The sequence below is a fragment of the Microbacterium sp. UMB0228 genome, assembly GCF_002871415.1.
In the GTDB taxonomy this organism is placed as follows: Bacteria; Actinomycetota; Actinomycetes; order Actinomycetales; family Microbacteriaceae; genus Microbacterium.
The window spans coordinates 15,564-37,213 of record NZ_PNFU01000007.1 but is presented as its reverse complement, the minus strand read 5'-3'; the positions used below and the strand labels follow the sequence as shown (position 1 = coordinate 37,213).

Annotated in this window: 19 protein-coding genes; 9 read left to right on the top strand and 10 right to left on the bottom strand. The window is 68.0% G+C overall.

Annotation, left to right across the window (positions count from 1 at the left end; all coding sequences use genetic code 11):
- Nucleotides 1-376 precede the first annotated feature (376 nt).
- The 4 genes from CJ226_RS14885 (at nt 377) to CJ226_RS14870 (ending at nt 3,003) form a co-directional block, all read left to right on the top strand.
- Nucleotides 377-601: an AlpA family transcriptional regulator gene (locus CJ226_RS14885; protein WP_102209750.1), complete on the top strand. Its 225-nt coding sequence runs from the start codon at nt 377-379 to the stop codon at nt 599-601.
- The gene (locus CJ226_RS14880) at nt 601-1,923 is read left to right on the top strand and encodes a tyrosine-type recombinase/integrase (protein ID WP_102209677.1); all 1,323 of its coding nucleotides are present in this window, start codon (nt 601-603) and stop codon (nt 1,921-1,923) included. The genes CJ226_RS14885 and CJ226_RS14880 overlap by 1 nt, the downstream gene beginning before the upstream one ends.
- Before the next feature lie 77 nt (nt 1,924-2,000).
- On the top strand, nt 2,001-2,357 hold the full coding sequence (locus CJ226_RS14875; RefSeq protein WP_102209676.1) for a helix-turn-helix domain-containing protein: 357 nt from the start codon (nt 2,001-2,003) through the stop codon (nt 2,355-2,357).
- On the top strand, nt 2,323-3,003 hold the full coding sequence (locus CJ226_RS14870) for a hypothetical protein (protein WP_102209675.1): 681 nt from the start codon (nt 2,323-2,325) through the stop codon (nt 3,001-3,003). The genes CJ226_RS14875 and CJ226_RS14870 overlap by 35 nt, the downstream gene beginning before the upstream one ends.
- Nucleotide 3,004: 1 nt before the next feature.
- On the opposite strand, the gene CJ226_RS14865 is transcribed toward CJ226_RS14870, so the two are convergent.
- The 4 genes from CJ226_RS14865 to CJ226_RS14850 form a co-directional block, all read right to left on the bottom strand.
- On the bottom strand, nt 3,005-7,939 hold the full coding sequence (locus tag CJ226_RS14865; protein WP_180964614.1) for a helicase-related protein: 4,935 nt from the start codon (nt 7,937-7,939) through the stop codon (nt 3,005-3,007).
- 71 nt (nt 7,940-8,010) lie between these two features.
- Nucleotides 8,011-8,535 carry a hypothetical protein gene (locus CJ226_RS14860; RefSeq protein WP_102209674.1) on the bottom strand — a complete coding sequence of 175 codons (525 nt, stop codon included), beginning with the start codon at nt 8,533-8,535 and terminating at the stop codon, nt 8,011-8,013.
- Between the two features lie 138 nt (nt 8,536-8,673).
- Nucleotides 8,674-9,288 (bottom strand): hypothetical protein, encoded by a 615-nt coding sequence (locus tag CJ226_RS14855; RefSeq protein WP_102209673.1) that lies wholly within the window; start codon nt 9,286-9,288, stop codon nt 8,674-8,676.
- A 9-nt stretch (nt 9,289-9,297) separates the two neighbouring features.
- Nucleotides 9,298-9,738 (bottom strand): single-stranded DNA-binding protein, encoded by a 441-nt coding sequence (locus CJ226_RS14850; protein ID WP_048809344.1) that lies wholly within the window; start codon nt 9,736-9,738, stop codon nt 9,298-9,300.
- A gap of 271 nt (nt 9,739-10,009) precedes the next feature.
- Between CJ226_RS14850 and CJ226_RS14845 the strand changes: the two genes are divergently transcribed.
- The 4 genes from CJ226_RS14845 (at nt 10,010) to CJ226_RS14830 (ending at nt 13,336) form a co-directional block, all read left to right on the top strand.
- The gene (locus CJ226_RS14845) at nt 10,010-10,369 is read left to right on the top strand and encodes a helix-turn-helix transcriptional regulator (protein ID WP_102209749.1); all 360 of its coding nucleotides are present in this window, start codon (nt 10,010-10,012) and stop codon (nt 10,367-10,369) included.
- Complete coding sequence (locus CJ226_RS14840; protein WP_228162905.1) at nt 10,366-12,267, top strand: cation-translocating P-type ATPase; 1,902 nt, start codon at nt 10,366-10,368, stop codon at nt 12,265-12,267. The genes CJ226_RS14845 and CJ226_RS14840 overlap by 4 nt, the downstream gene beginning before the upstream one ends.
- Complete coding sequence (locus tag CJ226_RS14835) at nt 12,264-12,863, top strand: signal peptidase II (RefSeq protein ID WP_229381995.1); 600 nt, start codon at nt 12,264-12,266, stop codon at nt 12,861-12,863. Before CJ226_RS14840 ends, CJ226_RS14835 begins: the two co-directional genes overlap by 4 nt.
- 122 nt (nt 12,864-12,985) lie before the next feature.
- The gene (locus CJ226_RS14830; protein WP_138172282.1) at nt 12,986-13,336 is read left to right on the top strand and encodes a hypothetical protein; all 351 of its coding nucleotides are present in this window, start codon (nt 12,986-12,988) and stop codon (nt 13,334-13,336) included.
- 11 nt (nt 13,337-13,347) lie between these two features.
- On the opposite strand, the gene CJ226_RS14825 is transcribed toward CJ226_RS14830, so the two are convergent.
- The 4 genes from CJ226_RS14825 to CJ226_RS14810 are packed head-to-tail and all read right to left on the bottom strand — an operon-like array spanning nt 13,348 to nt 17,666.
- Entirely contained in the window at nt 13,348-15,159 is a 1,812-nt protein-coding gene (locus CJ226_RS14825; protein WP_102209669.1) for a type IV secretory system conjugative DNA transfer family protein, read from the bottom strand.
- Complete coding sequence (locus tag CJ226_RS14820) at nt 15,156-15,746, bottom strand: hypothetical protein (protein WP_229381994.1); 591 nt, start codon at nt 15,744-15,746, stop codon at nt 15,156-15,158. Before CJ226_RS14820 ends, CJ226_RS14825 begins: the two co-directional genes overlap by 4 nt.
- 1 nt (nt 15,747) lies before the next feature.
- Complete coding sequence (locus tag CJ226_RS14815) at nt 15,748-17,232, bottom strand: ATP-binding protein (RefSeq protein ID WP_102209668.1); 1,485 nt, start codon at nt 17,230-17,232, stop codon at nt 15,748-15,750.
- Nucleotides 17,229-17,666, bottom strand: a complete 438-nt coding sequence (locus tag CJ226_RS14810; protein WP_102209667.1) for a hypothetical protein — start codon at nt 17,664-17,666, stop codon at nt 17,229-17,231. The genes CJ226_RS14815 and CJ226_RS14810 overlap by 4 nt, the downstream gene beginning before the upstream one ends.
- A 103-nt stretch (nt 17,667-17,769) precedes the next feature.
- Here CJ226_RS14810 and CJ226_RS14805 point away from each other — a divergent pair, with 103 nt between their 5' ends.
- A complete protein-coding gene (locus tag CJ226_RS14805; RefSeq protein ID WP_102209666.1) occupies nt 17,770-18,831 on the top strand; it encodes a hypothetical protein in 1,062 nt (353 codons plus the stop codon).
- Between the two features lie 41 nt (nt 18,832-18,872).
- Here CJ226_RS14805 and CJ226_RS14800 read toward each other — a convergent pair whose 3' ends face one another.
- Both CJ226_RS14800 and CJ226_RS18170 read right to left on the bottom strand, forming a co-directional pair.
- Nucleotides 18,873-20,339, bottom strand: a complete 1,467-nt coding sequence (locus tag CJ226_RS14800) for an SCO6880 family protein (RefSeq protein WP_102209665.1) — start codon at nt 20,337-20,339, stop codon at nt 18,873-18,875.
- Nucleotides 20,340-20,342: 3 nt separating this feature from the next.
- The gene (locus CJ226_RS18170; protein ID WP_374754540.1) at nt 20,343-21,632 is read right to left on the bottom strand and encodes a conjugal transfer protein TrbL; all 1,290 of its coding nucleotides are present in this window, start codon (nt 21,630-21,632) and stop codon (nt 20,343-20,345) included.
- Nucleotides 21,633-21,650: the final 18 nt, after the last annotated feature.

The following is a 21,650-nucleotide window of genomic DNA, read 5'->3' as shown; positions in this document are numbered from 1 at the left end:
GCATAAGCGACTACGGAGTCAAAAGACAGCTAAAAGTCTGTATATGTGTATGAAGCGCCCCCATATGAGTACGTAGAGGTCTGGGTGCCGTATTCGCACGGGCCACCGGACAGCGAAAGAGCCCGCCCCCAGATGGGAACGGGCTCTCTCGCGATCCGCGGTCGGCTCAGACTCCGAAGTACAGCTCGGCTTGAGGATCTGAGAACCGGAGGGTGTTCCACAGGATCATACTCCCCTGCAAATACAGGGAAGTGCGATGTTGAGCATGGAGTTGGTCGCTACTGCGGCTGTCCGAGAACCCGTCCGCTTACTCGATTCTTGGCCGTCCTACGGGGTTCGCTGGAGGTCTGCGGGTGGTGCCGCCTACCTCATTGGTATGAGCGACGACCGCCCCCGCCTCTGGACTCCGCAGGAGCTTGCGGAGTACACGGGCATCCCGATCAGGACGCTCGCTGACTGGCGCACAGAGCGTGCGCGCAGCCGAGGTCTCGGGTTGCCGTTCGTCGCACTCTCGTCGCACAACGTTCGCTACCGCGATGAGGATGTCGAGGCGTTCATCGCTGGGCGGATCGTGGCCCCGACGGATAGGGCGGGCGACTGATGGCGCGGCCGAAGCGCGCACTCGGCGAACTCGGCAAGGTGACCTACACGGTCGAGCCGAGCGGACTGGTCATCGCGCGAGCGCGGGTCTATGACGGCCAGGGGCAGGAGCGTCGTCCCAGCGGCAGCGGAGCGACCGAGGCTGAGGCGCTGACGGCGTTGCAGGAAGCTGCTGATGTCGCTGTCGGTCGAGTGCTGGCGCGACGAGCACAGGTCATGACTGTCGCTGAGCTGGCGAAGGCGTGGCTGAAGACGGCGTATCACGACGATGATCCGCGGGTGCTGCGCCAGCGCCGCGAGCAGACCGTCGATGGCTACGCATCGGTTGTTCGCGCGCATGTCGTCCCGCGCGCCGGTGCCATCCCCATTGCCGACATCACCGCCGACCGTGCTGATGGGCTGCTCATGGACGTAGCACGGGAGAAGTCGGTAACGACCGCGAACAAGGTTCGGAACGTGATGTCGCTCATGTTCGACTGGGCGATCCAGCAGGGGCACTTCTCGGCTGCCGGGTCGATCCAGAACACACGGTACGGAGCGGTCGTCATGGCGAACCCGATCCGTGCGACCAGGCGAGCGGACGAGCCGGACACGGTGTACTTCGAACTCGACGCGGTGCAGGTCAAGTACATCCTCCACCTCATCCGCGAGGTGTGGCCCGAGCGGCACCGGAAGCGGTATCCGGTGGGCCGACGGCCCAACTACAAGCTGCTCGCCGACTACATCCTCATCACGCTCGGCACCTCCGAGAGGACGGCAGAACCGATTGCGATCCGGTTCCAGGACGTGCGGTTCGAGGCGGTGGAACAACCGGATGGAAGCCTCACGATGGAGGCGCTCGTCTGGGTCGGCGGGACGATGGTTCGCACCAAGTCCCGCGGCCTGTTTCGCCAGGACTCGCCCAAAGCGGAGCGGCAGAAGCGTTGGGTTCGCGTGCCGAAGTTCGCAGCGAAGGTACTGAGCGAACTCGTGGCGAGCCACGTTCCCGACCCCGAACGGAATCCAGACGACGTGCTGTTCACGACCGAGCGCGGCCGTCCGCGCGACCCCAGCGCCGTCGGCGAGTTGCTCCGGATGTTCCGCCGCGAGTTCGAGCCGGAACTGCTGGCTATCGGGGTCGACGCCGAGCATCTCACCTTCCGCAGTCTCCGCAAGGCGGTCGCGGCCGCGGTATCGGACACGGCTGGCGTCGAGGTCGCACGCGACCTGCTCGGGCACAGCAGTACCGACATCACGGAAGGGCACTACGCGAAGCGTCCCGACCTCATCGTCGAGGTCGCGGCTGACGCGCTCGACGAGGCGTTCGCGGGCATCGACGCATGAACTGTAAGGCTCAAGAAGGGGATGCCGTATGAACACTTGTATTGTCCAGAGTGTGCAGATGGAGGTAGGATGGGGTCATGACCATGACGAGCTTGACGATCAACCCGGAGGATGTGCGCTCCAGCGCCGGGGCGCGCCCGGCTTGGCTGGAGCAGGTCGCCGCATATGTGCAGCAGGCGGCAGCCGATGGGGAGACGGTGACGCTGACGGCGAAGCGCCGCATGATGACCCCCGAGCAGGTCGCCGACGCGATGGGCGTGTCTCGTCCCACCATCTCGCGGAAGATCAAGGCGGGGGAGATTCGCGCGGTCAAGGTCGGCAATCGCAATCGCATCCCCTACGAGGAGTTCGCGCGGTACTGGCGCAAGATGATGGGCGACCTCGTGGAGCTGACGCGCGATGAACTCCGCGACGACCTCTTCGGCGATCAGTGAGCTGACGCGCGTTCTCCTGGACGCGAACATCATCGCTAAGCCCGTCACTCGGACTCTGCTGGTCGTCGGCGGGGTGCCGAGCGGCTTCCGCGCCTTCTGGAGCCGGGCTGCCGAGCGGGAGGCCCAGGTGCACATGCGCCCGAGGGCGTTGCCGCCGTCGAGTGTCCGGGAGCGATTCGACGTCTTGCTCGGGCCGACCGGCACGGGTGCGGAACATTTCGGAGGCACGAAGGGCGCGGATCGGCAGATCCTTGCCGATGCTGCGGCCGCGGGCGCACGCTTCCTGGTCACCGAGGATGTGGACGACTACGGGCTGGACGATCTTGCTAGCGTCGGCATCTCGGCGGCGAACCCCGATCTGTTCCTCGCCGCGCGGCTCACCCGCGATGCCTATTCGACGGTGATCGACCTGTTCGTCGAGCGTCAGCTCAACCCGCCGACCACGCCCGCGCAATTCCACGCCGCCATCGCCAAGAACCACCCGCGCCTGTTCGCCGCACACGCGGACCTCTACGAGGTCGAACCCGAACACGGCATCCACGGCGAACCGGAGGTGATCTTTCGCGGCGCGCGCTGCCTGCGCTGCGAGCAGATCATCGCCGACCCGGCCACGATCGTCGACGGGCTCGGCCCGGAGTGCCGCTGAGCTACAGCCGCTGGGCGTTGCCCGGCGGCGCGGCCGGAGGCGTCACGGGGACGAACGGGGTCGCGGGCTCACGACCCGCACCCTCCCGCGACCCGAGGTTCGGTTCGTAGGCGCGCACTGCTTCGATGGTCAGCTCGACGCGCTCGGACTCTGGCGCGGCGGGCTCGGGTGCCGGTTCGTCCTGCATCGCGGCGAGCTGGGACTCGACGCGGGCGAGGTCTTCCTCGGCGTCGGCGAGGGTCTGTGCGTGGCGGAAGGGCTGGCCGAGGCGCTGCTGGGTATCGGTGACGGTCTGCTCGGCTTCTTCCAGGTCTTCGCGGGCCTGGTCGAGGAGGGAGGGGATGCCGCTGACACGGTTCTCGATGCGCTGCACGAGCCCGAGCCCGGCCTCCAGGAACGACTCCTTCGACATCGTGAATCCCGAGCGGGGCACCTCGGGCAGGGAGAGGGTCACATCGAGAGCGGCGAGCCCGGAGCGGGCCTCGACGTGGATGTCGAAGCCTGAGATGCGGCCGATGATCCCGAAGTCCTTGTGCCCGTACCGAGGCAGCCACTTCAGGCCGGAGTCGCTCATCCATGCGGCGAGGGCGTGGGCGGCTTCGGAGCGGGAGTCGTAGTCGCGCGCGCCGAGCGTGATGCGGAACCTGTCGCCGCTCGTGTCGATCATCCGCGGGGCAGCGGCTTCCAGCCCGCGAATGTCCGCGGCGGCGCGCTCGGCGGCTGACCGGGCGCGGTTTCCGGTGTGGACGAGCATGTCCTCGTTGCGCTCGTGCGCGCGCTGGAGGCGGCGGAGCCGGTTCACCTCGTTGAGGATGACGGAGTGCTCCAGCAGGAGCGGATTGCCGGAGGCGATTGCCTTGGCCTCTGCTGCGGACAACGCGGAGGTGTCGATCTCCTCGATCTCTCGGGCGTTGATCTTGCCGCGCAGGAGCTGCGCGAACGACGCGGCCTTCCGCTCGACGGTCTGCCACATGTAGGAGTCGAAGGAACGCTCGGTGACGTAGCGGACGATCGCCACTTCCTCGTTCTGGTTGCCCTGCCGCATGATGCGACCGTCGCGCTGCGCGATGTCGGAGGGCCGCCACGGGCAGTCCAGATGGTGCAGCGCGATGGCGCGGGCCTGGACGTTCGTGCCGACACCCATCTTCTCCGTCGATCCGAGGAGCACGGCGACGTGGCCGGCACGGGCTGCGGCGAACAGGCGGGCCTTCTCCACGTCGGTCTTCGCCTCGTGCATGTATCTGACCTGCTCGGCGGGGATGCCGCGCTGCACGAGCTGCTGCCGCAGCTCGTCGTAGGCGTTCCACCTGTCCTGGTTCGGGGTGCCGATATCGGAGAACACGAGCTGGAGCGACCCGCGCACCGTGGAGGGTTGCCCGGTCACCGTGTCGAGGTACTCGTTGTCGCGGGTGCGCTCCCAGATGCGGTGGATCGCGTCGGCGGCGACGTCGACCTTGCTCGGCCCGGACGGGTCGCGGGAGATGACCATGCGGATGTCGAGCGCGGCCTTGCGTCCGTCGGTGGCGATCAGGAGCATGTTGTCTTCGTCGGGCCGCACCTGGCGGGTGGCGACCTTCTCGGCGCGCTCGGCGAGGGATGCGACGTACTGTTCCAGCTCGACGGTCGGCTGCACCGGCACGGTGGAGGGCGCGCGGCTGCCGTCGTCGCGCTGCACGAGCGCGGGCACGGGCAGGTCGAGGTCTTCAGCGGTCTTCACGTCGGCAAACACCGACCACATCCGGAGCAGCTCCTGCCCGTTCTGGAACCGGGCGAAGCGGGTCTTCATTCGGAAGGTACTGCCGGTCGGCGAGATCTCCATCTGCGTGACCAGCTCGCCGAACGTTGCCGCCCACGCATCGAACGCGCCGACACCCGCCGACTCCAGCACGTCGGGCCGCAGGTATCGCTGCATGACATAGGTTTCGGTGATCGAGTTCGAGATGGGCGTCGCGGTCGCGGCGGTCACGACCCGCTCGCGCCCCGCGGAGCGGAGGTATTCGAGCTTCATGTGCAGGTCGCTCGCGCGATCCGAGCCCTCGATGGCCGCGTCCCTGATGTTCGACTCGGTGGCGAGATTCTTGTACATATGCATCTCGTCGACGATGACGTAATCAATGCCGGTGTCCTCGAAGCAGACGCCGCGGTCGCGGTCGGAGTCGAGCCGATCCTTGAGCTTGTTCTCCATCGCCAGGAGCTTCCGCTGGATGCGCTTGACGCTCATCCGCTGCTCGCCGGTCGCCTCGCCCAGCACTCGCCGCACGTCGTCTACCTGCCCGCGGATGTACTCCTGCTGCGTCTCGGCGCGCAGCGGGATCTTGGCGAACGCCCCCTGCGTGAGGATGATCGCGTCCCACTCGTTCGCGGCAGCGCGGGCGACGAACAGCCGCCGCTTGTCTGCCGTGAGGTCGAGGCTCGACGCCGCGAGCACGCGGGCGCGCGGGTAGATCTGGAGCCACTCGCGCCCGAACTGCTCCAGCATGTGATTCGGCACGACCACGACGGGCTTGCCGATGAGCCCCATCCGGCGCATCTCCATCGCGCCCATAATCATTTCCGCGGTCTTGCCCGCGCCGACCTCGTGGAACAGGCCCGCGGCGGGCTCGGACACCATGCGCGCGACAGCGGCTCGCTGGTGCGTGCGCGGCTCGAAGTTCGACGCCAGGCCGGGCAACGACAGATATGCCCCGGCATCCGTGTAGTCACGGAGCACGATGGAGTTGAAGCGCCGGTTGTACTCGTCCACGAGCGCCTGCGCGCGTGCCGGGTCTTCCCACACCCACTCGCTGAACCGCTCTTGGAGGCCGTCGGCCTTCTCCTGCGCTGCGGCGGTCTCGACGGGGTTGAGCACGCGACGCACCTTGCCGTCGATGTCCTTCTCCTCGTCGTAAACGAGCATCGTCCGCTGCTCCATGACGGCCTGTGCGATGTCCGGCGCGGGGCGGCGGGGCGTGCCCCATTCCGAGGTGGAGGGCAGCCCCTGCCGACCGCCGCGAATCTCCCACATGCCTGGCAGCGGGTTCTCCACGCGAACGTCGGGCGCGCGCAGAGTGCTACGCAGGAACTGCTCGTGCACGTCGGCGCTGATCCAGACGGCGCCGAGCTTCGCGTGGATGTCCTGGATGCCCAGCGGCGCGGGCAACACCTCAGCGAGCGCATCGACGTTGACCTGGAACTCCGGGTCGTCCTCGGCGCGGAGCCGTGCCGCTTCGAGCTTGACCCGCACGTCGCCCGACAGATACTCCGGCGCGTGGGTGAGCTGGTTCGTGACCGGATCGGCGAACACGAGCGTTCCCAGCGCCGCGCGCGCCTCGCGGTCGTTCATGCCGAGCAGATCGGCGACGAGGGTGATGTCGATGCGGCCGGTGCGGTCGAGGCTGACCGCTATGGCGTCGGCCGGGCTGTCGACACCCTGCACCTCGGCGCGCGGCACCACCACACGGTGGCTCATGATCGCGGCAGGCGACGCGGACTGATCCTCGTCGTCGAACTGCTCCAGCGCGAGCACCAGGGGACCGAACGGGTCGGAGCGCAGCAGCCGGATCGGTGTCGGCACGATGCGCGCGAAGGTCTCCTCGCCGTCCTCGTTCGTGTGCCCGGTGGGGCGCAGCGTGTAGCGGTTCAGCGCCCCGTAGGTGCCGACGTACTTCAGGTAGTCGCGGCGCAGCGTCGTGCGGGTGAGCACGATGTCAGGCGTGTCGTCCACGCTCGCCGCTTCCGCGGTCAGCAGGCGGGATGCCCCGTCGCGCAGACGCAGCAGTGCGCGTAGCTCGCGCTCGGCGGACTTCGGCACCGCAAGCGGCTCCAGCGAGCCGGAGACAACGGTGCGGAAGCCGCCGGTCTCGCTCGCCACGATGCTGCCGTCCCATAGCTCCGGCGCCGACGGGGTGAACGCTGCCCGGCGCGCCTGCTGCTCGGCGGTGCGCTCGGTCATCGTCAGCCCGGCCCGGCGCGCGGAGAACACGATCTGGTCGAAGGCGACCGCGAGTTCCGCCTCCAAGTCAGCCAGATCGGTCGTGATGGTGAGCGTGGCCGCGTCGTACATCCCGTGGCCGACGCCGACCTCCCCGAGCATCTGCTCCGGGTGCTCGTCGAAGTAGCGGTTGATCCGCATCGGCACGCCGTCGATGGGCACCTGCGCGACCGTCTCCCAGGCGTCGTCGCGCATCTGCTCGCCCTCCGGTCGCCGCCGGAACACGAGCAGGTCGGTCACCACCTCCGTCCCTGCGGCGCGGCGGTGCGCCCCGGTGGGCAGGCGGATCGCGCCCACGAGGTCGGCCAGCTCGTTCATCTCCCGCCGCGCGCCGGGGTTCTGCGCGTCCATCGTGAAGTGCGAGGTCAGCACCGCGACGATTCCGCCGGGCCGGGTCAGGCGCAGCGACTTGATGATGAAGTGGTTGTGCATCGACTGCCGGGTCGCGTTGTGCAGCGGGTCGTGCAGAGTGACGCTGCTGAACGGCACGTTGCCGATGGCTGCGTCGAAGTGTCCTTCAGGCAGTCGGGTGTCGGCGAAGGACTCGGCGCGGACGGTCGCGTGCGGGTACAACTCGGCGCAGATCGCCGCCGTCAGTGGATCGAGTTCCACCCCGGTCATCTGCGCCGACGCCGGCGCGAGGCCGATGAACGTACCCGCGCCGGAACCGGGCTCCAGCACCGCGCCGCCGCGGAACCCCAGCCCGTCCAGCAGCCGCCACACCTGCCGGGCGATCATCGGGTCGGTGTAGTGCGCGTTGATCGTCGTGCGCGCGGCGGCATCCCACTCGTCGTCGCTCAGCAGCTCGCGCAGCTCAGCGCGCTCGGCATCCCATTCGGGCTTCAGATCATCGAAGACCTCGGGGATCGCGCCCCAGCTCGACCAGCGGGCGAGCACGCGCTGACCCTCTGGAGACGCGGGGCGACCCGTCGAGTTCAGATCGTGGATGAGGTGGATCGCCTCCACGTTCGCCCGATAGCGTGCCTTCGCGCCCGAGGGGCCAAGGTCGTCCTGCGAGGCGGGAAGGAACCGAGGCGCTACCGCAGCTTGCGGAAGAAGCGGATCGTCGCCGCCTCGGCGAGCGTCGCCCGGTTCGCCCGCATGTACTCCCGTGGGGGCTCCGTCGCCACGAGCTCCAGCAGGAACTCGACCGGCAGCGCCCACGTCTTCGCCATCTCCTCCAACTCCACGGAGGAGGGCATCGAATCCGGGCAGTCCTGCATCCGCTGGGCCCAGAGGACCAGGTTCTCGTCGGAGGGACGGGTCTGCTCCCATTCCTCCCGTGCCTGATCCAGCGGCAGGCTCGGGTCGGTGACCCACGCCAGTTGCGACATCACGACCTCCTCCGCCTGTCTCCGGGCCGCTGTCAGCCGGGCGACCTTCTGCAAGAAAGTCTCCCCCTGCCGGTCGCTGCCCGCCAGCATCGACGCGAGGTTCGTCACCTGCGCCTGCATCTCCAGGCCCAGCGTCTCGAAGAACGTCGCCGGATCGCTCAGCTCCGCCACTCGGCTCGGAGCTGTCGCCTGCCAGTGCTCCAGCGCCATCTGCCCGTACTTGTTCATCGCCTGCCCCGGTTTCGCGAGCGGTGGCGAGCGCGGTGTCGGCGGCGGGCTCGTCGAGCCCCCACAGGTCGAACTCCAGTTGCCCCGGCCAGGGCTTCCGGGATCGCTGCCGCGCCATTCGCCGTCACCGCCCGCGCCCTACTGCTCCGCCGCGAGATGGGCGTAGAACTCGTCCTCGATGGCCTGCCTGCGAGCCACGTCGTCCTTGACGAACTGCGTGAAGTCGGCATCCCGGTCGGGGATCACCGTCTCCACCAGCATGGGATGCTCGTCCTCGCCCGGCCACACCGCCTGCCGCGTCGGACGGTCGGTGTTGAGCTTCGTGCCGCACGCGGTCACCGCGTCCCGAAGCTGCGGCACGAACGCCCAGAAGTCGCGCCACCAGCCGAACGGTGCCGAGCCGTGCTGCTTCTTGTCGTAGGCGTTGAGGTAGTGCTGCCGCAGCGCCGACAGCGGCCACACCAGCTCCGGGTGCCGATGCCAGAACGGCGGCACGACGTTCACGCTCAGGCCGAACTCGTGACGCAGCCAGTTCACGAAGGCGTTCAGCTCCAGCCACTCCACCTGCGCCTCGGCCGCGGTCAGGATGTTCCAGTTGACGGGGCGCGGCGGCTCCGGCGTGTCCTTCGCCTCGGCGTCCGGCTCCTTGGCCGGCCTCGGCGAAGGTGTCACCGGCTCGGGCTCCGGTTCCTCGAGCGGAGGCACATCGAAGTCGGGGTCATCGGGCGGGAACAGCGTCTCGTCGGTGGTCATGACGCGGCCTCACAGCGTCATCGGACGGGGTGACGGTTGCTGGGGGATGGTCGGGTCTGGCGCTTCGATGGCTGCGCTCTCGACGTGCTGCGTGCGCGAGCGGCCGCGATCGACGGCGTAGCTCGTGCGGGCGGCATCGGGGCCGATGTGCGTGGCGATGAACTCCTCGCCGCTGATCGTCTCGCCGTTCTTCTCGTAGCTGAACTTCTGGACGTGCCCGCTGGCGACGAAGGTGTCGCCGCGCGCGAACTTCTCGTAGGCGTGCTCCGCGGTCTTCCGGAACATCTTGAACGGGTAGAACTTCGTCTCGCCCTGGGTGAACGAGCCGTCCGGGTTGCGCTCGAACTGCTCCTGACCGATCCAGGCGAACAGTCGCGCCTCTCCTTTCTCGTTGAAGGACAGTTGCGGGTCGCTGGCGAAGAAGCCCCACAGGGACTCTTTGGTTCGCATCGGGATGCTCCTAACTTCTCCTGCCGAGAGAGGACTGCTACCCGATAGGTGCGCAAGCTCGACCGTCCGCGCCCCGGGCTACTGTGATGACATGGCTGAGAGGCGAGCGTCGCCTGGGCAGAGAACGCTGTAGGGACTCTTCGGAAATGTCCATTTCGTGGAGGAAATGTCCACGAGATGTCTATCCGGGACATCTTCCGGGAGGATCGCGGGTCGAAGAGCGAAGGTGCAAGCGCGAGACCGAGTACAGCCACTGATGTATAGTCAGCATGTGCTGACTATTGCCGATCGACTCGATGTGATGAACCGGCTCGGCCGAGCAATGGCCGACCCGACCCGCTCTCGGATCCTCCTGACCCTCTTGACCGGCCCGAGTTATCCGGCGGTGCTGTCTCGTGATTTGGGGCTGTCCCGCTCGAACGTGTCGAACCATCTGACGTGTCTGCGCGGGTGCGGGATCGTGGTGGCTGAGCCCGAGGGCCGGCAGACCCGGTACGAGGTCGCAGACCCGCACCTCGCGCGCGCGCTGACGGCGCTGGTTGATGTGACGCTCACGGTCGACGAGAGCGTGCCATGCATGGACCCGGACTGCGGGGTCGAGGGCTGCGTGGCGGGGGAGGTTCGGGCGTGAGCGCGGTCACGGGCTCGCAAGCCGAACACGTCGACCTCGACGACGATGATGACGATCACCGGCCGTGGTATCGGAGCCCGAGCGTTCTGATCCCGATCGCCTCCGGCGTCGCGTTCGCCGCCGGTCTGGTGTGCGAGTGGACCGGCGCGGAGACCGCGGGTCTGGTGTTGTTCTGGATCGGTCTGCTGCTGGGCGCGTACACGTTCGTGCCGGGCGCGCTGCGCAAACTGTTCACCAAGGGCAAGCTCGGTATCGGCCTGCTCATGACGATCAGCGCCACCGGGGCGGTGATCCTCGGCTACGTCGAGGAGGCCGCCGCACTCGCGTTCTTGTACTCCATCGCGGAGGCGCTGGAAGACAAGGCCATGGACCGCGCCCGCGCAGGGCTGCGGGCACTGTTGAAGCTCGTGCCCGACACCGCACTCGTCAAGGGCGGCGACGCCACCACGGAGGTGGAGGCGAAGGAGCTGCGTGTCGGCGATGTGCTCGTTGTCCGGCCGGGCGAACGGATCGCGACAGACGGCATCGTGCGTGCCGGGCGGAGCAGCCTGGACACGTCCGCGATCACAGGCGAGTCGATCCCGGTCGAGGTCGAGCCCGGCATTGACGTGTCGGCCGGGTCGATCAACACCACCGGCGTCCTCGAGGTCGAGGCCACCGCCGCTGGCACCGACAACTCGCTCACCACGATTGTGGAACTGGTCGAGCAGGCGCAGGCCGAGAAGGGCGACCGCGCCCGCCTGGCCGACCGCATCGCCCGCCCCCTCGTTCCCGGCGTGATGATCCTCGCCGTGCTGGTCGGCGTGCTCGGGTCGCTGCTGAGCGGCGACCCCGGGGTGTGGATCACCCGTGCTCTGGTCGTGCTGGTCGCAGCGTCGCCGTGTGCTCTGGCGATCGCTGTCCCGGTCACCGTCGTATCTGCCATCGGCGCCGCGTCAAAGTTCGGTGTGGTTGTGAAGTCCGGTGCCGCGTTCGAGCGATTCGGTGGCATCCGCCACCTCGCCGTCGACAAGACCGGCACTCTGACCCGCAACAAGCCCACTGTTACCCATGTCGTCACCACCGGCGCGACCCAGGATGGTGTGCTGGCATGGGCAGCGAGCCTGGAAGGCCACAGCACGCATCCCCTCGCCGCAGCGATCACCAACGCGGTTCCCGGCGCTCCGGCCGCTACAGACGTCCGCGAGACCGCCGGCCACGGCATTGTCGGCACCCTCGACGGAGCTCGTCTCGCCGTAGGGAGTCCACGTTGGCTAGACGCTGGCACGCTGGCCGACGAAGTGCAGGCGATGGAGTCCGAGGGGATGACCGTTGTCATCATCCACCGCAACGACCAGCCAGTCGGCGCGATCGGGGTGCGGGACGAGCTGCGTCCTGAGGTTCCTGAGGTCATCGCCACGCTGAACCGGCGCGGGATCGGGGTGACGATGCTCACCGGCGACAATGCCCGCACCGCCGCGGCCCTCGCCGTACAGGCCGGCATCAGCGACGTGCGCGCCGAACTGCGTCCCGAGGACAAGGCCGCCGCTGTCGCGGAAATGTCGAAGTCGCAGCCCACCGCGATGATCGGGGACGGCATCAACGACGCCCCCGCTCTCGCGGCCGCGGACCTGGGGATCGCGATGGGGGCCAAGGGCGCGGATGCTGCGATCGAGTCCGCCGACGTCGCGTTCACCGGCCACGACCTGCGTCTCATCCCGCAGGCTCTCGCTCACGCCCGTCGCGGCCGCAGCATCATCAACCAGAACGTTGTGCTGTCCATCGCGATCATCGCAATCCTGCTGCCGCTGGCGATCACCGGCATTCTGGGCCTCGCCGCCGTGGTGCTGGTGCACGAAGTCGCGGAGGTCATTGTGATCCTCAACGGGCTCCGCGCGGCGCGGCGCACGAAGGCATGACCGGTCTCGTTCATGGCCTCGCGCAGGGAAGGGCGGATGCCGTGAAAATGAATTCCGCCGGCCCTATTGGCTCGCGCGTCCGACCACGTCTATTCCTGATCGCGTGCGCCGTCGCTGCCGGGGCGGTGCTGATCGACCAGGGAACCAAAGCACTCGCCCTTTCACGGCTCAGCGAACAAGCCCGCATCCCACTCCTCGGAGACTGGCTCGGCTTGCAGCTCGCGTTCAACCCCGGCACCGTCATGTCCCTCGGATCCGGCTCAACCTGGCTGCTCACCATCATCGCGGCCGCGGCATCCGTGGCTCTGCTCATCGCCGCCACGCGCGCCCGCACCGCCGGGTGGGCGGTCGCGATTGGCCTGCTATGGGGCGGCGCGGTCGGCAACCTCCTGGACCGCCTGCTCGCCCCACCCGGATTCGGTCGCGGCCACGTCACCGACTTCCTCGCCTACGGCAACCTGTTCATCGGCAACCTTGCCGACGTCATCCTCGGTGTCGGCGTCGCCCTCGGCATACTCCTCTACGTCTCGCAGTCGAAGGGCAGAAGGTCGAGTCATCAGCCCGACGAGCACAGATCGACTCCGAAAGACATCTAGAAGCATGCTCGCGGCGGCTTTCGAGGACATTCCGCCTGTCACTTCCGCGTCCTGCCGCTGCGAAGATGGACATTTCTGAGCGGTCCCTACAAACGCGAGAGGTAGGTCGTCCAGTGTCGTTCGTGAACAACTCGACCGGCGAAGAGTTCGAGGATGAAGACGAGTACCTGCGTTCGATGAAGCAGGATGACTCCTACCAGTTCTCATACGACTATGAGTACGTCGCCGACAGATTCGGCGACGGTGATGACGACGTGAAACTGGAGAACGCGAGGCTCAACGTCTCGCTGACTTGGGACGACTACTCGGCTCCGGGATACGTCGTCTCGTATACCGTCGATTCGCCGACCCCGATTCCAAACGACTGGACGGGCGACGCCGACCAGATCTTCAATGACTTGTGGCTTGCCGTTACCGCGGACCTGAGTTCGCTTGGTATCGGCTCGCAGCTGCACAAAGACTGGCCGATCTAGCCTCCTCACAGTCAGTCGTCGGTGACTGTTGCCTCACCTATCCCTGCGGTGCCCGGCCGCATGATCGCCTCGACCTCGGCGCGCTGGGCGAGCAGCGTCTCGGCTTCCGGCCGATGGAGCCAGTAACGCATGGTCGTGATGATCGGCGGCGCGGAGCGCAGCAACACGAGCGAGGTGCCCTGGGGCAGGGTGCGGATGTCTTCGACCTTCATGATCGGGACGCGGCGGATCGAGCGTTGGTTCGAGCGCAAGCCGCGCTCCCCGATGGTCACGGAGTCAGTCGTCTCGTCGCGTTCGCCGATCAGTGTGGAGATGTCCTGGAGGTGCCGTGTGTCCGTCCCGCCGCCGAGCACGATCTTGGTGATGCTCGCGTCCCACATCGCGGTCGCGGCGTCGTCGCCCCAGCGACCTCGCGCCTGGGCGAGTGACTGGAACACGGGCATGACCGTGAGCCCCGTTCCGCCGCCCTCGGCCATGAGGACCGGAAGCGAAGGCAGCGGGGCGAGGTTCCCGATCTCATCGAGCGCGAGCAGAACGGGCGGGTCGAGCCGCGCGCCCGGCGAGCGCGCGGCGATACGCCGGGCCGTCTCCACGAGGTCTTCGATGAACGCCGCGACGAGCGACGAGGACGCTCCGGCTCCGGCTCCTGTCGCAAGCAGGTAAAGCGTGCCGGACCCGCGCAGGAACGCCTCGGGGTCGAACTGCTCGTCCTCGCTGGGGCTGACCGCCTCCAGCACCCGTGGGTCGGCGAGCGAGGCGAGGGAGAGCGAGACGCCCTGCCAAATGGAGTCGCGGGTGCGAGGGTCGGATTGCAGCATCCCGTCGAGCGACTCGGCCCATCCGGTCGCGGCGTGGGGGTGCGACGCGAGAATGGAGACGGCATCCGCCGCAGCCGCAGGGTCGAGCGTCCAGCGGAATAGCTCGGCGGGTTGCCGGTGATCGAGCGCCGCGGCGTGCAGAAGCGCCTGTAGCGCCGTGCGCGTCTTGCCTTCCCAGAATCCGCCGTTCTCGACAGAGGGGCCGGAGAGCCCGGTTCCCGCGGCGAGACCTGTGCCGCGGATCATCGCGGTCAGGGGCACCTCGCACCCGCGGATCGGTGACCACCGCAGACCCGCGGGCACGCCCTCGGCGAGGTGCTGGGGATCGAACACGGAGACTGGGCCGCCGTGCGACTGGCGGGCGCGGAGCGTCGCCGTGAGGTTGTCTGGCCGGGTCGAGGTCGTGATGACCGCACCGGGCGCGTCGAGGATGGTGTTGATGACGATGTTCGCGCCCTTGCCGGATCTCGGCGGGCCGATCAGCAGGATCGAGTCCTCCACGGATGTCCACACGCGCTTGCCGCGCGAAGTGCCGAGGAGGTAGCCGACCTGCTCGGGTTTCGGGTCGGTGAGCGAGGGGCGCAGGGTCTTCGCTCGACGCAGGAGGTCGCGTTCGGATGCGGCCCGCTGCACATCGCGCCCCTCGGCGATTCCCTCGATCCGGTTCGGGTCGGCCTTGGTCCGCTTGCCCAGCTCGCGCACCCATCGCCAGATGAACCACGTCGCCGTTCCGACGGCAGTGAGCAGGAGTGCGACGGTGATCCAGTAGGCGACCGGGCTGAGTGACGCGGAGCCGAGTGCCGAGCCGGGGTCATCGGGGTGGAAGACCACGCCGACTCCCGCTTCGAGACCTGCCGCAGGCTGGGGCGCAACTGTGACGAACGCAGCGATGCTCCCGGCCAAGCGCAGCGCACCGGCCAGCAGCATCGCACCGATGAGCGCGCCGAGGGCGAGGTTCGTCAGCTCGTCGCCGAACGCCCTGGCTCGCGGTGACGAACTGGTCATGCCGGGTGTCCGATGACGCAGGTGCCCGAGACGCGGCCGAGCAGGATGACCTCGTGCGTGGGGCTCAGATCGAGCAGACCCGGCTCGATCTGAGCCCTTGCCGCTCCGTCGCCGCTTGCCGCGGCGTGCCGGACGATGACCGCTACGGCCACATCCTCGCCTGGTACGAAGCCCTCGCCATTCTGGAGTGCGCGCGGGTGCGAAGGCTCCGTCGCATCCCGCGCGGAGTCGCCATCCTCGACCGAGGCCCGCGGTCCTGCGGGCGGGGACTGGTCGAGGGACACGGGGTGCAGTGGAGCGGTCACGATATCCGTGTAGACGGTGCCATCGAGTTCGTGCACCACGACGCGGACTGGGGAGCGGCGCTGCTCGATCACTTCGCTGATGATCTGCGCGAACGAGTGCCGCTGCCACGGCGGAGCGAACGTCGGCGGACCGAACAGCTTCCCGTCGACCACGACGCGCAGCGTCGCGTCCGCCTGCACGGTCATCGTCACGACCGGCAGCACGGGCGGCACGTTGGCTGAGTCCTCCTGCTCGGCGCTCTCTGAGCGAGCGCGGCGTCGCCGCGAAAGGGTGATGGACATTTCACGCTCCTCTGGCCTTCTGACCTGTCTCGTACATCGCAAGTTCGGCAGGGTGGAGCTGGTGCTGGACGACGAACGAGCGGTTCTTGATCCTCCAGAGCCCCTGCCCGGTGCCGAGGCCGGGCAGCAATCCCTGCTCAGTTCCGGTGAGTCCGAGGGCCTGCGCAGTCGCTCCGAGCTGATCGCTCTCCTGCCTGTAGATCACCCGTGTCTCGGCGTTGGCGAGCAGGGACGAGGCGAGTGCGCGCATCGCCGAGCCCTGGTCGCCTACGTTGTCGAGGTCGCTGAGCTTGTGGAACATGAGCAGGTTGGCGATGCCGTAGTGCCGCGCGAGCCGCCACTGTGCATCCATCCGGCGCAGCAGCGCCGGATGCGACATGAGCCGCCACGCCTCGTCGTACACGACCCAGCGCGGGCCGCCCGCCGGGTCGAGCAGCGCCGACTCCATCCACGCCGACGAACACGTCATGAGCACGGAGATGAGCGTCGAGTTCTCCGCAACCCGCGACAGGTCTAGCGACACCATCGGCAGCGACGGGTCGAAGCGCACGGTGCTCGGGCCGTCGAACAGTCCCGCCAAGTCACCGGCCACGAGTCTCCGAAGCGCGTGTCCGACGAGTCGGCCGTCCTCGGCGAGCCTGCCATCGTCGTTCTCGGCGTTCGGAGCGAGGATGCGGTCGACCACCATCGGAAGGATCGGCACATCGGCCGAGCGCACCGCATCGGCGAGCGCGATGTCGACGGCGGTGTGCTCCAGCGGGGTGAGGCCGCGGTCGAGGACGGTCTCGGCGAGCGCGCCGATCAGGTCGCGTCGCCGTGAGGTGACCTGGCTCTGCCACTCGGCATCGCTGAGGCCCGAAGGCCGGTGCCCTTCATCGAGGGGATTCAGCCGCGTAGACATCCCGTGCCCCAGCATGATCGCCCGACCGCCGACCGCCTCAGCGACGGCCGTGTGCTCGCCTTTCGGATCGCCGGGGACGTACACCCTCCGACCGAATGGGATTGACCGTGTATAGAGACTCTTGGCGAGCGAGGACTTGCCGGAGCCGACGATCCCCGCGAGCACGATGTTCGGTGCGGTGATGATGCCCTGCGCGTAGAGCACCCACGGGTCGTAGACGAACGAAGCCCCGCTGTAGAGATCCTGGCCGACGAACACGCCAGCGGAGCCGAGCCCGCCCTCGGCGAGGAACGGATACGCCCCTGCCAGCGTCGCGCTTGTGTCCTGGTGGCGCGGCAGCCGAAAACAGCCGGGCGTGCGGAGTGCTGCGGGCCGCGTCTCGCCGGACGGTGGCAGGTAGGTCGTCGCCCGCCTTGCCTCGCGTTCGGCCTCCCATGTCGCCCGCGCCCGCTCCTGCTGAGCCTTGCGGTCGGCGGTCTCGATCTTGCTCGCCGCTCGCCGTCGCGCCTTCCGCGCGGCGCGGCGCTCGCCTGCCGGGTCGAGCAGGACCGCGGTGTGCAGGCGCTCGCGGTCGCCGGGGCTCATAGCGATAATCCTCGCCGGGAGCTGACCGGGAGTGCCTCGAACGGGTCGCGGGAGAACGGGTCCAACTCAGGTCGACTGGCGACAGGTGCCGGGTGCCACGCGATGTAGCTCGAATGCTGCGACGCCTGATCGACGGCGGTCTCGGCCGACTGGACGAGTTCTGCGGCCCTGCGCAGTGCGTTGGCGGCGGCCCAAGCCTCGTCAACCCCGGCCTCGCGGTCGCCGTTGTCGAGGAACGCCTTGTCCTGGTGCAGGACATGCGCCGCCGCGACCTGCTCCAACACTTGCTCCAGGGATCGCAGCGTCCCTAGCAACTCGCCGACCACCTGATATGTGTCCGCGGGATCAGCGAACGCACGGCTCGCGTGCGCGAGCGCCCGCACCGCCTCGCGGGCGTCTGCGGCGTCCTCTACAGGGTTGCTGAACGTCGGCATTTCGTCTCCCTGGCGTCTCGATCTGCCAGGAAGGTGCGCACGTTATCCCCGACGTCAGAGGTCGAGGCTACGGTCGATCCGACGACCTGTTGTGAGGAAGAGCATGAGCGCAAGCACATACCGCGGCCAACTTGAGCGCAACCGGAAGCAGCGCATCGACGCGGAAAAGAAGGCTGGAGAGTACCGCGGGAAGGAATCGAAAAAGCGAGCTGAGTCAGCGGCAGCTCGTGCTGCGGCCAGCAAGTCGAAGAGCTCCAGCACCATCCAGTCCAAGCTGCGCGAAGCCGAAAGGAAGGAATCGGAGGCTGCCGCGGCAGGTAAGGAGGCGAGTCGATGGCAGGCGCGCGCGGCCGGCTATGCCAAGGAGGAGATGGCGCTTGCCGACAAGCTCGCACGGGCAGAAGCATCCGAGAGCAACGCCGCTGAACGTAGACGCAAGCTGGACCAACAGCGTGCGGATCGGCAAGCCGCGGCCCAGCGCGCCGTTCTCGAGCGGCGGCTGAGCGCCACGGAGTCCGCCGTCTCGCAAGTCATTCGTGAGCTTCCTGCCCCGAAGCCTGAGAAGCTCCGCGTGCTGATGCTCGGCGCATCGTCGGAAGGCGATCTGCGCGTGGGGCGTGAGCAGAAGCGGATTCGTGCAGCGGTCGAGTCGGCGCTTCATCGTGACTTGGTTGAGCTGGATGTCCGTCCTGCTGCAACGACGGCCGATCTGCTGGATGGCATCACGAAGTTCCGTCCGCACGTCGTTCACTTCTCCGGCCACAGCAATGAGGACTTGATCGTCTTCGAAGACGAAACCGATACGCCCCACGAGGGTGTGATCGTGAGCGCGCGCGCCTTCGCTGCCGCGATCAATGCAACGGACGATCCGCCCTTGCTCGTTCTTCTGAACTCCTGCCGGTCTGCTGGTCAGCTTGACGCCCTCGTTGCCGACATTGTTCCGTTCGCAATCGGCATGGCAGACGAGATTGAAGACGGTGACGCGATCAGCTACGCGGCGCAGTTCTACGCCGCGGTGGCGAACGGACAGTCGATTAACTCGGCCCATCTGTCTGGGCAGGCGGCTCTGCAACTGGCGGGTCTCGATGGTGCCGACCTGCCGACTCTAGCCTGGGCAGAGGGCGTCGACCCATCCGCGACTTTGCTCGTGCGTGCGGCCGAGTGACTACGACCTGATCGGCGAGAGGGGACGCAGCGTGCGCGTCGTCACACGTCCCGACAGAGCGGGAGCGCGGCGACGGCGAATGCGGTGGCTTGCTGGCCGACGAGTCTGCGCGTTTCGCAGGACGCTTGGACCGCGGCTTGCTCGATGGCGGCGACGGCGGCATCCAACTCATCGACCGTGGGCGCGGAGACGGAGATGAGGCCGGTGTAGCGGAGCATGCCGTGCCCTGCGGTGAGGTCGGACTCCTGCTGGAGCACGTCCTGGTACTCAGCCGTGCGTGAGGCGTCCTCGACCTGCCCGATCTTCGCGCGTTGGGTTGCGTCGGAGAGCAGGCCGACCTTCTTCTTCCGCAGGTCGCGGGCCGCGATGTCGGCGCGAACTGGCGTGCAGATGAGCGAGAACGACCGCTGCACGCCGGAGGTGAGCAGCAACGGGGCGAGGAATCCGGGGAACACCTGCGAGCGCGGCCACTCGGAGAGCCATAGCACGGTGTGGTGCGCGGAGTCGGTGCGCACGCGATCCCAGCTCTCGGTCACCGCGACCGGCCCCGCGGTGGCGAGGGAACGCCCGATGTCGGCGTGCCGCTCCAGCGCGGGCGCGGCAGCCGGGTCGTAGGCGGAACGCAGGATGACGGCGACCTCGCCAGGCGCGAGCCAGCCGGTGGTGGCGAGGTCCGCAGCGCGCAGCGCCGCGACGAGCGTGGTCATCTCCTGACGCAGCACTGCCGCAGCTCCACGAATGCCGCCGCCCGCTGAACGGATCTGTCGTCCCGAGGCGTTCATATCGAGCGCAATCGAGATGGTCGTCGCATGGCGCTCGCCGGTCGGCCCAGCACGCTCGATCAGCTCCCGGTAGGTGGTCGCAGGCCAGGAATCGTCGTCGGTGCCGTGCCTGGCCCACCATTCGGCGAGCCCCGTGCCTGAGTCCGGCAGCGTCCGCTCGCAGACCTGGAGCCGGGCAATCCGGCCCGAGCGGCACGCGGTAGCGAGCACCCGACCCCAGCCGTTGATCCGCCGCTCCTGCTCGCCCGGATCGAGCAGCACGAACGCCGGGTGCGTCACTCCCAGCACTGCGGTCAGGGTCTGAGCGTGGGGGTCGTGCACCATCGCCGCGCCCGTCTCGGGATCGACCCATTCGCGCAGCGCGGTCGCATCGCCGGGGAGCGCGAGCGTGCCGACGGGGCGCGGCTTGATGACCCGGCGGCGGAAGATCAACTGCCCTGCGGTGCTCCGCCACATCCAGCGCGACACGATGGACAGCCAGTCGACGAGCTTGCGCCCGCCCACGGGGACGACCGCGAGCAGCAGACAGCTGAGCCAGATCGGGGATGTCCAGACCAGCCCCATGCCACCGCCCGTGTAGATCGTGGCGACGACGGTGACCACGCCGATGCCCAGCACGATCAACTGCGAGATCGACAGTCCGAGCAGGATGCCACGGTGCGCGAGTCGGGAGAACTGCACGGGGGAGAGCTGCTGCTCGGGAGCCGGGGGGTGCTGGGTGGCCATGTTCTACCCCTTCCTCGGCGCTACGGGTATCGGCGGCGTGGATGTCTCCGCGTGCCCGGCTGCTGCGCCGCCGACCGCGGCACCGACTTTCGGCCCAGTCGTCGCCGCGGCTTTGACAACCTGCGCCCCGACGACGGCTGCGGCCGCGGGGCCGGCCGCTGCTGCCCCGGCACCTGCCGCGCCTCCCGAGGCCGCCGCTCCGCCACCGGAAGCGGCCGCCCCGCCACCTGCGCCCGCAGCGCTGCCTGCTGCGCCACTTGCAGCGGGAGCTGTGCTCGGCGCGGGAGGAGTCCCGCCTCTCGCGCCGCTTTGCCCTCCGAGGACGGACTTTGCCGCGTTCGGCTGGGCCTTGACCGGCAGCGGGACGGGCCGGTTGAGCGCCGACTTCGCTTCCTGCTCGCTCGACATCGCGTGGTACATGTCGAAGCCCACGAACGAGATGAACTTGTACGTCAGGTACGGCGCGAACGCGGCGATGAACATCAGCACGACGCCCGAGATCGGGTCACTGATCGAGGCGAGGTCGAGGTCGATGGGCGCGCTGATCTGGCCAATGGCGACCAGGAACACGACGACGATGACGAGCTTCGAGAAGATGAGCGCCACGACGAACGCCGCCCAGCGTCCGAACCAACCCTTCGCGGCATCCCAGGTGAACCCGGCGAGTGCGATGGGCGCGAAGACAATGGCGACCAGCAGAAGCGCCTTACGGACAAGCAGCGTGAACCACACGATGCCCGCACCCGCGATGCCGAGCCCGGCAAGGAAGATCGTGATGATCGCACCGACACCGGGCGAGGCGATGTTGATCGTCGTCAGCCCAGCGGCGAGCAGTGCCATGCGGTCACCGATGCCTTCCATCGTGTTGCCAGTCGCCTGCACGATGCCGATGGTGAGCTGATCGGTGACCTCCAACAGGGTCGCGGTGAGGGTGATGGCGACGAACGATCCGAGCACCGACTTGGCAAGTCCCACGCCCGCGCGCGACAGTGCCATCGGATCTCGATGCACGAGCCCGGTGATGAGCTGGAGGCAGAAGAAGACGAGCATGACGAAGATCGCCACCCCGAACAGCACGTTATAGACCGAGACGTACTGGCTTCCGGTCACGTCGACGAGCGTGGTCGAGTCGAACACTGCCCACACGCTCTCGAACAGCCAGGCGGCGGCCTGCCCCATTGCCTGCGCAAGCCAGTCGAACGGCGCGGAGATGAGCGACGCGGTTCCCTCACCCACGGCATCGCACACTGACGCAATGACGGGCACATCACAAACACTCATCGGCTCAGCCATCTCAACTCGGTCGTGGTG

Excerpts from the sequence above, each read along its gene's own strand:
- CJ226_RS14885 (WP_102209750.1), top strand. The coding sequence starts at position 377 with ATGAGCGACGACCGCCCCCGCCTCTGGACTCCGCAGGAGCTTGCGGAG.
- CJ226_RS14880 (WP_102209677.1), top strand. The coding sequence starts at position 601 with ATGGCGCGGCCGAAGCGCGCACTCGGCGAACTCGGCAAGGTGACCTAC.
- CJ226_RS14875 (WP_102209676.1), top strand. The coding sequence starts at position 2,001 with ATGACCATGACGAGCTTGACGATCAACCCGGAGGATGTGCGCTCCAGC.
- CJ226_RS14870 (WP_102209675.1), top strand. The coding sequence starts at position 2,323 with ATGAACTCCGCGACGACCTCTTCGGCGATCAGTGAGCTGACGCGCGTT.
- CJ226_RS14860 (WP_102209674.1), bottom strand. The coding sequence starts at position 8,535 with ATGAACAAGTACGGGCAGATGGCGCTGGAGCACTGGCAGGCGACAGCT.
- CJ226_RS14855 (WP_102209673.1), bottom strand. The coding sequence starts at position 9,288 with ATGACCACCGACGAGACGCTGTTCCCGCCCGATGACCCCGACTTCGAT.
- CJ226_RS14850 (WP_048809344.1), bottom strand. The coding sequence starts at position 9,738 with ATGCGAACCAAAGAGTCCCTGTGGGGCTTCTTCGCCAGCGACCCGCAA.
- CJ226_RS14835 (WP_229381995.1), top strand. The coding sequence starts at position 12,264 with ATGACCGGTCTCGTTCATGGCCTCGCGCAGGGAAGGGCGGATGCCGTG.
- CJ226_RS14825 (WP_102209669.1), bottom strand. The coding sequence starts at position 15,159 with ATGACCAGTTCGTCACCGCGAGCCAGGGCGTTCGGCGACGAGCTGACG.
- CJ226_RS14820 (WP_229381994.1), bottom strand. The coding sequence starts at position 15,746 with ATGTCCATCACCCTTTCGCGGCGACGCCGCGCTCGCTCAGAGAGCGCC.
- CJ226_RS14815 (WP_102209668.1), bottom strand. The coding sequence starts at position 17,232 with ATGAGCCCCGGCGACCGCGAGCGCCTGCACACCGCGGTCCTGCTCGAC.
- CJ226_RS14810 (WP_102209667.1), bottom strand. The coding sequence starts at position 17,666 with ATGCCGACGTTCAGCAACCCTGTAGAGGACGCCGCAGACGCCCGCGAG.
- CJ226_RS14805 (WP_102209666.1), top strand. The coding sequence starts at position 17,770 with ATGAGCGCAAGCACATACCGCGGCCAACTTGAGCGCAACCGGAAGCAG.
- CJ226_RS14800 (WP_102209665.1), bottom strand. The coding sequence starts at position 20,339 with ATGGCCACCCAGCACCCCCCGGCTCCCGAGCAGCAGCTCTCCCCCGTG.
- CJ226_RS18170 (WP_374754540.1), bottom strand. The coding sequence starts at position 21,632 with ATGGCTGAGCCGATGAGTGTTTGTGATGTGCCCGTCATTGCGTCAGTG.